An 11,740-nucleotide genomic window follows, 5' to 3' on the forward strand; every position below is an offset into this window, starting at 1 on the left:
GCGGCACGAGCTCGTCCCGGGCCAGGCGTCACAGGATCTGCCCACCACCACGCACTTCGAGCAGATCGCGTGGTCCACGACGGTGGACGACGCGCGCGAACGCTGGGTGTGCGGCCCCGACCCGGACGACCATCTGGAGGAGATCCACAAGTACGTCGAGGCGGGGTTCGACGAGGTGCATGTCCTCCAGATCGGCCCCCGACAGGAAGATGCGATCGCCTTCTACGCGGAAGAGATCCTCCCGGTCGTCACCTGACGTGGCGTTCGGCGGTACGCTGAGCTGCCGGTGGGCGCCCCCGACATGGTCTCTTCCGCGAAGGCGGGTAGGCCCGTGAGGGTCTCGAGGGCCGGATCCCTCTCCCTCCGTGAGACGACGCGGCGCCGCTCGGCGGAGTCAGTCGAGTTCGTCGGCGGCCACCAACCTGGAGGGTTCGCATAGTCAGGCCTAGTGCGCACGCTTGGAAAGCGTGTAGGGGTGCAAGCCCCTCGAGGGTTCGAATCCCTCACCCTCCGCCAACGAACGTCGAGGTCAGAGGGGGTTTCGCGGGTCCGGACCCCCTTCGCGCCGAACCAGCCCGAACGCCCACTTGGTCACGACTTGGTCACAGGTTGCGGGCGATGTGCGGCTGGCGATGTGCGGCGGGCGATGTGCTAGACGCCGACCGTAACCGTGCCGCGACGGGGCCTCCGAGCCGCCCGCGGGGGCAGGATCAGGCGGAGAGCAGCTTGGCGCGGGTGAGCTCGTCGATCACCTGACCGGGAAGGCCGACCACCTCGAGGTGGACGATGTGGGTCCCGTCGGCGCCGTCGACGATGTCGATGACGCGGGCGAGGAACGGCTCGTCGGGATCTCCGGCGACGATCACGCGGCCTTCGGCGATGCGATCGGGGTCGGACGCCTCCTCGAGCACGCTCCAGATGTAGCCGGTCTCGTCGATCTGGTGGACATCCGCGGGCAGGGCCACCTCGACATCCGTGGTGGGGGTCTCGGTCATCGCCCTGTCCCTCGAGGTAGTACGGGTTCTCCTCGCGGTGCGGCAGCGCGGCCAGGAGGTCATCGGCCCGGGATCGAGTGTAGGGTTCCACGAGGACCGTGTAGTGGTGCGGGTCGGCGAACGTCGGCAACAGGTCGAAGCCTGCCGCCAGCACCCGTCGCACCGTTCCGCAGCGGTAGTGGTGACGTGTGCGGTAGGCATCGGTGCTGAGCACCGCGTCGGGCTCGTCCGAGGGGACGACGTGGACGGAGACACCGAAGCAGGCCGCGCCACGACAGGTCCACTGCGTCGACATCCGCCGAGCGGAGTCGAGCAGCTTGTCGGTGGTGTTCGGACTGCCGCGCAGGACGATCTCGTCGTCAGGGTCCGGAGCCGCCGCCGGCCGGATGTGGTCCTCGAGTCGCTTCACGTCAGGATCTAGGTCGACGCGGGGCTGTCGGTGCCCGAGTCGCCATCGGCATCATCCCCGTCGAGCAGGCGACGCGAGAAACGTCGGGCCGCCTCGCGTTGCATGCCTGGGATGTAGGACGCGTAGGTGTCCATGGTGAACGACGTCGTGCTGTGACCGACTCGCTCGCTGATGACCTTGATGTTCTCGTTCGACTTCAGCCGCAGTGTCGCGTGCGGGTGACGGAGATCCTGCACCCGGATCCGAGGCACGTCTGCGTCGTCCGTGAGCTGATGGAAGGTCTTCGTGATGTCGGGCGGGTAGAGCCGTCCTCCGACGGTGGTCGTGAACACGCGCTCGACGCGGCCCACGCTCCGCCGACCGCCAGCCTCTCTTCCGCTTGTCGCCGACGGTGCTCACGCAACACGGAGATGTCGAGCTCGTCGAGTTCGATCGCTCGTCGCGAGGATGCCGACTTGGGGTAGTCCTGCTCGATGACCTGCCCGCGCACCGGTACCGCGTTGCGAACGATGGAGATGAGGCCCTCGTCGAGGTCCACGTAGCGCCAGAGGAGCGCGGCCATCTCGCCGCGCCGCATGCCGGTGCTCGCGAACAGGTGCCACATCGCGTACAGGCGGTGAGGACGGTCCACTCACAGATCAGACAGGCGGTGCTCACATATCAGACAGGCGGTGCCCGCTTCCGCCGTCCGCGCAGCTTCAGGCCCCTGGCGCGGGCTTGACCTCGCTCAGGGTCGATCTCGGTAGTACGGAGGGTCACGCACACGGCGATCTGCCGACCGATCCCCGTGACGTGCGCTCACCGCCACGCACAACCGACGACCGCGCGGTGTTGTGCGTACCATCCCGGCCTGTCCCGGGCGAGGTGGGTGGATGGTGCGGATGCGGTTCGGTCCCGACGACGAGAGCGCGTTCTTCGCGGCCCGCGACGAGCTGGTCGATCGCTTCGAACGGTGGCTGGTCGAGGAGGGACGACCGGCGGACCTGGCTGCTGATGGTCCGCTCGTGCTGGACTTCAAGTGGAGCTACCTCGACGGCAATCTCGGCTGGTGGAAGGTGGGCCATCTCGAGCGGTTGCTGCTCGAGCTGTACCCACGGAAGGTTTCCGCCGAGCCGGATCTGGTCGAGACGACCATCCCGTCGGTGTCCGCGTTCCTCGAGTTCCTGGAAGACCAGGGTCTGCTGTCACCTGCCTCGGACCCACTCCCACGGCTGGATGAAGCGCTGGCCGAGCTGTCGGATCCGTTCCGGGAGGCCATGGTCGACCGATCACGGTGGGGGTTGGCCAAGTCGCTGTTCGGAGCGATGACGGACGACGGGGTGGACACCTCCGACGCGGACGCGATGCGGAGCTGGGTCGACCGTTTCAACGCCGGCACCGTCGAAGAACGTGACGACGTGGTCGGCCCTCCGATGGCTCGGATGATGGAGGCCGCCAAGTCTCGTCGACGGCTACGGCCGGTGACCCTGGCTCCCGAAGACCGTCTGGAGAGCGCGGCGCGTTCGGCACCAGCGATGGTGAGGCTGGCCGGGTTCGTGGACTACGTCGCTACACCTCGGCCCCTCACCGACCGTGGCAACCTCAAGCTCGCTGACGCTCGCGATCTGGTCGAGGCGCTCGACACCGGTGACCGCATCGATGAGACGATCGGCGAGCGCACCTTCAAGACGACCAGCTCCACCGAGCTGGTGACGCTCGATCTGACCTTCCGGTGGGCGCGTGCTGCCGGACTGGTGAAGGTCCGCAAGGGGAAGGTCTCGGCGACGAAGGCCGGCGCGAGCATGGATGCCGATCCGCTGGGTTCCTGCTACCGCGCCCTGCGCGGACTCCTCGAGGTGGGCGTGCTCTCCCACCACTACGGCGACGACAACTACGGGTTCGGTTGGTACGCAAAGGATGTCGACGCCCAGGTCAGCGAGTGGCTCCTCGGGTGGTACGAGCACGGGCCGCAGGACATCGAGGACCTGGCTGACCAGACGTGGGACTGGCTCCAGGAGCTCTTCGACCTGTCGGGGATCGAGCAGCGCAAGCTCGACACGCATCGCAGCTTCGTCGAGCACGGAGTGCGTCGCATCCTGGACCGCCTGGCCGAACTGGGCATCGTCGACGTGCGCGATGTCGCCGAGGTCGAGTCGACCGTCGGGGTCGATCGCATCGGAGGGACCGTCGAGCTGACGGAGCTCGGGACGTGGGCCGTCAACCGCATGGCCACCCCGTTCGTCGACGCCCCGGTGGCCCGCACCCACGTCGACGACGACGCCGTGACGCTCCTGAAACGCTGCGCCGACCTCCCCGACGACGTGGCCCGCGCTGAACTCGACGCGTGGATCGCGGCGAGGGACACCCGGGCTGCCGCGAAGGACCTCGCCACGGCTCTGCGCACGACCGAGCCGGTCGCGGTCGGCCTCGGCTTCAACGCGTTGCTGCGCCTCGGTGAACCGGCCACCGAGGCGGTCAGGTCCCTGGAGGACGATCCGCGCCTCGCCCCTTACGTGACCGTCTGGCGTGTCGACGCGCTGGACGCCGATCCGGCCGAGGTCGTGACGCGCGATCCGGCCGAGCAGGTCGCGCTGCTCGACGCCGTGCTCGACCTACGGGGACCGCACCCGCTAGCGATGTGGCTGCCGCTCATGCTGGGGGTGCGTTCGGACACCGGACGCGACGAGGTGGTCGAGGCGGTGGGGGAGCTCTGGCGTCCGCGGACCGAGCAGGCCGGGGAGGTGCTCGGGGCGATCGCAGCGACCCATCCGGACAAGGCGGTGGCGAAGTCAGCGCGACGTGCTCTGTTCAAGCTCCGTTCTGGAGCAGGCCCATCGCCAGGGAGAGGTTGACCGATGTACGACGAGGACAAGGTGGACGAGGTCGTGCTCGCGCTGCTGCATCTCAACGCGTTCGAACACCACGGGGTCGTCCGTGCGTGGAAGGGCTTCGGCTAGGACGCGATGAACCGACTGCACGAGTCGGGGATGATCAGCGACCCCAGATCGAAGGCGAAGTCGGTCGTGCTCACCGAAGAGGGCGAGCGCCGCGCTCGTGAGCTCTTCGATCAGCACTTCGGTGCGGCTGGGACCTGAGCTAGTGGTCGTCTGCCGGCTAATCCGCGGCGGAGTCCGGTAGCCCCGGCGCGTTAGGATCGTAATAGGAGGATGACCGAGCAGGATGATCGTCGTATGAGTCGCGTGAGAACCGAAGTAGAACTGGACGACGACCTGCTTCGTCTCGCCGAGGATTGCGCAGTGGCCACCGGCAAGCCTCGCGACCGCATCATCGAGGATGCGCTTCGCCGACAGCTCCAGCCCAGCCGTCTCGCCCAGCTGGCCGCGAAGGTTCGCGCCCGCAGCGACCTCACCGACGAGCAAGCGCTCGAGCTCGCGTACTCCGAACTCGAGGCCGAACGCGCTGAGCGACCCGACACCGGGTAGGTGGCTCGGGAATTCGAACGCGTCGTCGTCGACACCGGGGTCCTGGTCTCAGCGCTGATCTCGCCCGGCGGCCCGACGTCGCTGATTCTTGATGCCCTGGATGCCGAGGACTTCACGCTCATCGCCTCGCCTGCGCTACTCGATGAGTTGACGAGGGTCCTGCATCGCGACAAGTTCCGCAGGTACGTCACCATCGAAGAAGCCGATCACTTCGTCGCGGACCTCCGAGAGCGCGCGGACCTGCACCCGGACCCTGCGTCGGTCCCATCCGTCTCCAACGACCCGGACGACGATTACCTCATCGCGCTGGCCCGCGAGTCCGCAGCGGACGTACTCGTTTCGGGCGATTCCGATCTCATCGAGCTCGGGCTCAAGGAGTTGCCGACGATCCGACCAGCGGCGTTCCTCCAACGGCTGGCAGACGCCGAATAGAGGGCGGCTTGGACTGACCATGCTCGAACGTCTGTCCGTCGGATCGTGCCATGCGGAGGCGAAGGTTCGGTCCTGTCGGAAGCGGCGGATATCAGTTGACACCTCGACGCCACTCGATGGTCGCAACGTCACCTCCGAGGAACGCGACCAACTCATTCAGCGCGGAGTCCTCATCGATACCTGACTCGGGTGCCATCACTGTCGTGCCCTCGCGTCCGTCGGGCAGGTCAACCAACCACAACGTTGCGTGGTCGAACTCGACGACGGACGTGAGATCGCCATCTACGTCGTAGAACTTCAAGCCACCGACATCCGCCAACTCGGACGACGTCCGTGACAGGTGAGCCAAGGGGACGTTCTCCACTCCGGATGGCCACTCGGCTTGCGGAACGCAACGAGGCGACATTGTGATGGCTTCCTCAGACGGACGGCCGCCAGTATCGCGCACGCGTCGCGGAGCAACTTGCGGAGAGGAACGGCGGTTACCGGATGTGGAAGCGAGCTACTGCTCGAACGAGTTGACCGAGTGACGCGTGCTCAGGCGGCACCTCCAAGTCGAAGCGCTCGAGCCCGACCCTGTCAACGTGAGCACGCAGCCGGCGGGCCAGCTCGTCGGGTTGGGACGGTGCCGTTGAGTCCTCGTCGGGTGGGGACGGTGCCGTTGAGTCCAGGGTGATCGACACCGGCGAACGCCAATCGGTTGCGTGGAGGGTGAGTACGTTCCCTTCAGCGTCGAAGGCCTCGTACTCGTTGTTGAGCACGTCCACTGTCTCCACATCGCTGGCCATCTCCGCCACGGTGAGGTAGGCGTCGATGTCTCCGTGCTCGTCCAAGAAGAGGGGCGGGCGAGGTTCCTCGTTCATGCGGTCACGGTAGGTGGCCCCGCCGCCGACTGCTCTCGCCGAGGACGACCCGGCGCATAACGCCCTGATGTACTGACCGGGGGTCCAACGCCTTCGACTGCGCGATATCGCTCGTACGGGCGTTCGGCGTCGCGGTCGTGCACAGAGGCGGGCTGGTCGCGGTTGACCCGTCCGACGTTGGGGTCCACGTTCGCCGTCGGAGCGGTCGGGAGCGGGAGGTGCGTCGTGGGTCGTGGGTTCAGCATCGAGTTCGAGGGTTCGAATCCCTCACCCTCCGCTTGCGGACACCGCAGCGACGAGCCGGTACGCTCGCCGCCGAGGCGGGGCTCGGAGCCCGGTGGTGCGCTCCGGTCGTCCCCCCGGCGACGTCCTCCGGTGAACCGGGTCAGGGCCGGAAGGCAGCAGCCCTAAGCCGTTCTTGGACGGGTGCCGGACGGGGCGGCCGGAGCGGACCTTCGGACTTCGGGCCTCGCGGTCGTTGCAGGAGGTTCGCGTGGCGTACGTCTCGCTGTACCGCAAGTACCGCCCGCAATCGTTCGCGGAGGTGGTGGGGCAGCGACACGTCACCCAGACGCTCTGCAACGCGATCGCCGAGGACCGCCTGCACCACGCCTACCTGTTCACCGGCCCCCGCGGCACCGGGAAGACCTCCACGGCACGCATCCTGGCCAAGGCGGTGAACTGCGAGCAGGGCCCCACCCCCGATCCCTGCCAGGTGTGCGACCTGTGCGTGCAGATCACCGACGGCTCGTCGGTGGATGTGATCGAGCTCGACATGGCCTCCCACGGCGGGGTGGACGACGCCCGGGAACTGCGCGAGCGCGCCATGTTCGCACCCGCCCGGGCACGCAAGAAGGTCTACATCCTCGACGAGGTGCACATGGCCTCCACCGCGGCGTTCAACGCGCTGCTGAAGCTGATCGAGGAGCCCCCGCACCACGTGATGTTCGCGATGGCCACGACCGACCCGCAGAAGGTCCTGCCGACCATCATGTCCCGCGTCCAGCGCCTCGACCTGCGCCGGGTCGGGGCGCAGGACGTCGCCGGGCACGTCGAACGTGTGGTGGCGCTCGAAGGTCTGTCGATCGACGAGGACGCGGTCGAGGCGGTCGTGCGCGCCGGCGACGGCTCCGTGCGTGACACCCTGTCGATCCTGGAGCAGGTGCTGTCGTTCGGCGGCGGTCACGTCACCGGCGACGCCGTCGCCCAGGTCCTGGGACACACGCCGGCGGAGCGGACGTTCGAGACGGTGTCGTTGCTGGCGGCCCGCGACATCGCCGGGTTGCTGGCGCTCACCCAGTCGCTCCTCGACGAGGGTCACGACCTGCGCCGGTTCGCGCTCGACCTCGCGCAGCACCTCCGCGACCTGCTGGTGCTGCAGGTCGCACCGGACCGGCCGGACCTGGTCGACGCCACGGCGGAGCGGCGGACGCGGCTGACCGGGCAGGCGCAGCTGCTGCCGCACGAGACGCTGCTCCGGGCGGTCGACGTGCTGGCCGAGACGATCGCCGAGATGCGGCGGGGACCGGCGCGTCTCCCGATCGAGCTGGCGCTGGCCAAGCTCGCGCTCCCGGAGGTGATCGGCGACGTCGCGGCACTGGCCGACCGGGTGGCACGTCTGGAGACAGCGGCGCCCCGCCCGGCGGACCGGATCGAGGCTCGCGGCGACGATCCGACGCCGCGCCCGGCGCACCCGATCGATGCTCCGAGCGACGCTGCCGTTCCCCGTCCCGAGACCACAGCGGACGCGACCGTTCCGGCCGACACCGAGCCTGTCGCCGACATCGACGGCGACGCGTTCAGCACGGTCGCGGGGCGCTGGCGGCAGGTGCTCGATCACCTCAAGCAGCGAAGCGTCCGGTTGCACGCGATCGCACAGGCGGGAACGCCGACGCGCATCGAGCGCGACGATCTGGTGCTGGCGTTCCCGTCGAGCTTCCACGCCGACCAGGTCGGTCGGCCAGAGCACGCTGAGGCGGTCCGGAAGGTCATCGAGCAGGTCTGCGACGTCTCGGTGCAGCTGCGCACGGAGGTCGCGTCCGGCGACGGTGACTCCCGCGCGCGTGACCCGGCGCCGCGGTCGCAGGAGCTGTCCCAGGAGGAGACCGAGGTCGGCGAGGCGGAGCACACCGGCCAGGAGGTGGACGAGCAGACGGCCGCCACGCACGCTGCGACGCTGCTGCGCGACGAGCTCGGCGCCCAACCCGTCGAGGAACGGTAGGCCAGCAGTGCTCTACGAGGGTGCGGTCCAGGACCTGATCGACGAGCTCGGGCGGCTGCCCGGGATCGGGCCCAAGAGCGCCCAGCGCCTGGCGTTCCACCTGCTGCAGGCAGACCCGACTGACGCACGCCGGCTGGCGGAGGCGATCGTCACGGTCAAGGAGCGGGTGCGGTTCTGCCGGCGGTGCTGGAACGTCGCCGAGCACGACGAGTGCCGCATCTGCCGCGACCCCCGCCGCGACCCCGCGCTGCTGTGTGTGGTCGAGGAGCCCCGTGACGTGATCGCGATCGAACGCACCCGCGAGTTCCGCGGGCGCTACCACGTGCTGGGTGGGGCGATCTCACCGATCGACGGGATCGGCCCGGATGACCTGCACGTCAAGGAGCTCCTCGGTCGGCTCGACACCGAAGGTGTGACCGAGATCATCCTCGCGACCAACCCCAACGTCGAGGGGGAGGCCACCGCGTCCTACCTGAGCCGACTCGTCCGCCCGTTGGGCGTACGCGTCACGCGGATCGCCAGCGGCCTCCCGGTCGGCGGCGACCTCGACTACGCCGACGAGGTGACGTTGGGGCGGGCGTTCGCGGGGCGACGCGACCTGTAGACCTTCGGGGCTCGCGCCGTGGAGAGTGTGATCCAGTCGGTCATCGACGCGGTCCTGGGTATGAGCGGTCCGGTCGCGTACACCGTGATCGGTCTGCTCGCGTACGGCGAGGCGGCGGCGTTCCTGGGCCTGGTGACGCCCGGGGAGACCGCGATGGTGCTCGGCGGGGTCCTGGCCGCAGAGGACCAGGTCTCGCTGGTCACGATGGCCTCGGTCGCCGCGGTCGCCGCGGCGCTCGGGGACTCGACCGGGTACTGGCTGGGTCGGCGCTGGGGACGCCAGCTGGCGGAGTGGGAACCGGTCCGTGCGCGCTTCGGGGAACGCATCGACCGGACGTCGCAGTACTTCCAGGATCGGGGTGGCAGTGCGGTGGCGCTCGGGCGGTGGGCGACCGTGTTGCGTGCGTTCCTGCCGTTCGTGGCCGGGCTGGGCCGGATGCCCTACGGCCGGTTCCTGCTGTTCAGCGTTCCCAGCGCGTTGGTGTGGGCGATCTCGTTCGTTTGCCTGGGCTACGTCGCTGGTCGGTCGTGGCGCGTGATCCAGCGGTACGCCGGACCGGCGTCGCTGCTGGTGCTGCTCCTGATCGTGGTGGCCTTCCTGATCCGCGTCGCGGCGCGCCGGGCGATACGCGAACCCGAGCGCATGAGAGCCTTCGCCGAACGGGTCGCTGCCACCCGGCCGGCGCGTTGGCTACGGCGTCGGTACGGCGCGCAGCTGCGGTGGCTCGCCCGGAGGTTCGACCCGACGATCGCGCGTGGGCTGAACCTCACGCTCGGTCTCTTGGTCGTCGCGCTGGGCGCGATCCTGGCCGGTGTCGTCCTGAACGACGTGCGCGGGCTGGAGGGTCTCGCCGCGTTCGATGCTCCGGTGCGGGCCTGGTTCGGACAGGTGCGGACGCCGACGGCCGCCGCGGTGTCCGAGGTCGTCGCCGGCGCGTTCGAACTGCCGTGGTTGTCGGCGCCGACGATGCTGATGGCCCTCTACGCGTGGCGGCGAACGTCGGTGCGGGCGGCGTTACGGGTCGTCGTTGGGACCGTCGGGGCCGCGGGGATCGCGATCGTCGTCCGGACGATCGTGACCGAACGCATCACCGCCACCGAGTTCCCGTCCACGGCGGTGGCGGTCGTCGCGGCTCTGGCCGCACACCTGGTCGCGGTGGCCGGCACCCGTCTGGAGTGGGCCACTGCCGTCAAGTTCATCGCGGTCGGTGTGTTCGCCATGGTGGTCGTCGGCGTCGCGGAGCTGGTCACCGCAGACGCGTCGCTGACCGGTGTCCTGTTCGGTGCCGCGGTCGGGACGGCATGGGCAGCCGCCATCGAGGTGCAAGCTCGGCTGCCGTTCCGCGCGCTCCCCGACGATGAGGACAGTTCCGGTCGGTCAGCCCAGCCCCGGACATGACCAGGCGTTCATGCTGGTAGCGGCCGGTCGTCTGCCACCCTGGAGACATGTTCGAGAACCGACGGGAAGCCGGTCGTCGGCTGGCTGAGCGTGTCAGCGACCTCGCCGCCGAGGAACCGGTGATCCTCGGACTTCCCCGCGGTGGCGTGCCGGTCGCCTACGAGGTGGCGCAGGCGCTGAACGCGCCGCTGGACGTGCTCGTCGTGCGCAAGGTCGGCGCCCCGCACAACCCCGAGTTCGGCGTCGGGGCGGTCGGCGAGGACGACGTCCTGCTCCTCGATGAGGGATCTCTGTCCCGGCTGGGGTTGTCGCGGCATGACCTGCGGTCGACCATCGACGAGGAACGCGACGAGCTCGACCGCCGCCTGCAGCGCTACCGCAGCGGCCGCCCGGCCGTCCCCATCGAAGGCCGGACCACGGTCGTGGTCGACGACGGGATCGCCACCGGGGTGAGCGCCTCGGCGGCAGCGAAGGTCCTGCGCGAACGGGGCGTGAAGCGGGCGGTCCTGGCCGTCCCGGTCGGACCGCCCGACAGCGTGCAGGCGCTGAAGGACGACTACGACGAGGTGATCGCGCTCGAGACTCCGGCCTCGTTCATGGCGGTGGGATCCTGGTACCGCGACTTCGGCCAGACCCGCGACGACGAGGTCGTCGAGCTGCTGTCCCGCGCCTACGACGAGCCAGGAGGCGGCGATGCCACGTGACGTCCGCGTCGACGTGGGTGGCGGGCTCAGCCTGCCCGGCTACTTGGAGGTGCCAGACGGGGCGGGAGGCGTCGTGCTGTTCGCGCACGGCAGTGGCAGCAGCCGCGACAGCCCACGCAACCAGCACGTGGCGCGGATCCTGAACGACGCCGGTTTCGCCACCCTGCTGTTCGACCTGCTCAGATCAGACGAGGCGGGTGACCGTGCCAACGTCTTCGACATCGGCCTCCTCGGTCAGCGGCTCCTTGACGCCGCCCGGTGGGTCGACCAGGAGGCCGACACGAGCGGCCTTCCGATCGGTCTGTTCGGCGCGAGCACCGGCGCAGCCGCGGCGTTGACGGCAGCCGCGGACCTGCCCGACAAGGTCGGTGCGGTCGTGTCCCGCGGCGGCCGACCGGACCTGGCCGAACACCGGCTCGCCGAGGTGATCACGCCGACGCTGCTGATCGTCGGCGGGTTGGACACGGGGGTGATCGGCTTGAACGAGGAGGCCGCACAGCGGCTGAGGGGCGAGCACGAGGTCGTGATCGTCGAGGGAGCCAGTCACCTGTTCGAGGAGCCGGGAAAACTCGACGAGGTCGCCGAACACGCGGTGCGCTGGTTCGACAAGCACCTGGCGGGCTCGCGCGGGTAGCGCCCCGCCGCAGGGGCTAGCGCAGCGGGCAGCCGCAACTCCGCCTGCCGCGAAGGAG

11 protein-coding genes, 1 tRNA gene, 1 other RNA gene and 2 pseudogenes are annotated in these 11,740 nt (G+C 69.3%); 11 read left to right on the forward strand and 4 right to left on the reverse strand.

From position 1 onward, the window contains the following. On the forward strand, window positions 1-256 hold a 256-nt coding region (locus M3N57_06915; protein MDP9022418.1), incomplete at its 5' end, for an LLM class F420-dependent oxidoreductase. Between the two features lie 168 nt (window positions 257-424). Next, window positions 425-516 (forward strand) — tRNA-Ser (locus M3N57_06920). A gap of 194 nt (window positions 517-710) precedes the next feature. Here the strand turns inward: M3N57_06920 and M3N57_06925 are convergent. Then, complete coding sequence (locus tag M3N57_06925; protein MDP9022419.1) at window positions 711-995, reverse strand: hypothetical protein; 285 nt, start codon at window positions 993-995, stop codon at window positions 711-713. 417 nt (window positions 996-1,412) lie between these two features. Continuing rightward, window positions 1,413-1,754 (reverse strand): hypothetical protein, encoded by a 342-nt coding sequence (locus M3N57_06930; protein ID MDP9022420.1) that lies wholly within the window; start codon window positions 1,752-1,754, stop codon window positions 1,413-1,415. A gap of 522 nt (window positions 1,755-2,276) precedes the next feature. On the opposite strand from M3N57_06930, the gene M3N57_06935 reads away from it, so the two are divergent. The 4 genes and pseudogenes from M3N57_06935 to M3N57_06950 all read left to right on the forward strand — a co-directional run bounded on the left by M3N57_06935 (window position 2,277) and on the right by M3N57_06950 (window position 5,258). Further along, on the forward strand, window positions 2,277-4,235 hold the full coding sequence (locus tag M3N57_06935) for a hypothetical protein (GenBank protein ID MDP9022421.1): 1,959 nt from the start codon (window positions 2,277-2,279) through the stop codon (window positions 4,233-4,235). Between the two features lie 3 nt (window positions 4,236-4,238). Further along, window positions 4,239-4,478 (forward strand): annotated as a pseudogene (locus tag M3N57_06940) (DUF6429 family protein). 105 nt (window positions 4,479-4,583) lie between these two features. Beyond that, window positions 4,584-4,826: a hypothetical protein gene (locus M3N57_06945; GenBank protein ID MDP9022422.1), complete on the forward strand. Its 243-nt coding sequence runs from the start codon at window positions 4,584-4,586 to the stop codon at window positions 4,824-4,826. Next, entirely contained in the window at window positions 4,827-5,258 is a 432-nt protein-coding gene (locus M3N57_06950; GenBank protein MDP9022423.1) for a putative toxin-antitoxin system toxin component, PIN family, read from the forward strand. It abuts the gene before it with no gap. 91 nt (window positions 5,259-5,349) lie between these two features. Here M3N57_06950 and M3N57_06955 read toward each other — a convergent pair whose 3' ends face one another. Further along, window positions 5,350-5,622: a hypothetical protein gene (locus tag M3N57_06955; GenBank protein MDP9022424.1), complete on the reverse strand. Its 273-nt coding sequence runs from the start codon at window positions 5,620-5,622 to the stop codon at window positions 5,350-5,352. 118 nt (window positions 5,623-5,740) lie between these two features. Then, window positions 5,741-6,121 (reverse strand): hypothetical protein, encoded by a 381-nt coding sequence (locus M3N57_06960; protein MDP9022425.1) that lies wholly within the window; start codon window positions 6,119-6,121, stop codon window positions 5,741-5,743. 349 nt (window positions 6,122-6,470) lie between these two features. Here M3N57_06960 and ffs point away from each other — a divergent pair. From ffs to M3N57_06985, 5 genes and pseudogenes are all read left to right on the forward strand, one after another. Then, window positions 6,471-6,568: signal recognition particle sRNA small type (gene ffs / locus M3N57_06965), an RNA gene on the forward strand. Between the two features lie 46 nt (window positions 6,569-6,614). Beyond that, window positions 6,615-8,342 carry a DNA polymerase III subunit gamma/tau gene (gene dnaX / locus M3N57_06970; protein ID MDP9022426.1) on the forward strand — a complete coding sequence of 576 codons (1,728 nt, stop codon included), beginning with the start codon at window positions 6,615-6,617 and terminating at the stop codon, window positions 8,340-8,342. 7 nt (window positions 8,343-8,349) lie between these two features. Further along, a complete protein-coding gene (gene recR, locus M3N57_06975; GenBank protein ID MDP9022427.1) occupies window positions 8,350-8,946 on the forward strand; it encodes a recombination mediator RecR in 597 nt (198 codons plus the stop codon). A gap of 18 nt (window positions 8,947-8,964) precedes the next feature. Further along, the gene (locus M3N57_06980; GenBank protein MDP9022428.1) at window positions 8,965-10,344 is read left to right on the forward strand and encodes a DedA family protein; all 1,380 of its coding nucleotides are present in this window, start codon (window positions 8,965-8,967) and stop codon (window positions 10,342-10,344) included. Between the two features lie 47 nt (window positions 10,345-10,391). Beyond that, a pseudogene (locus M3N57_06985) lies at window positions 10,392-11,682 on the forward strand (alpha/beta fold hydrolase). The last annotated feature ends 58 nt before the right edge of the window (window positions 11,683-11,740 follow it).

The sequence above is a fragment of the Actinomycetota bacterium genome (assembly GCA_030776725.1).
GTDB lineage: Bacteria > Actinomycetota > Nitriliruptoria > Nitriliruptorales > JAHWKO01 > JAHWKW01.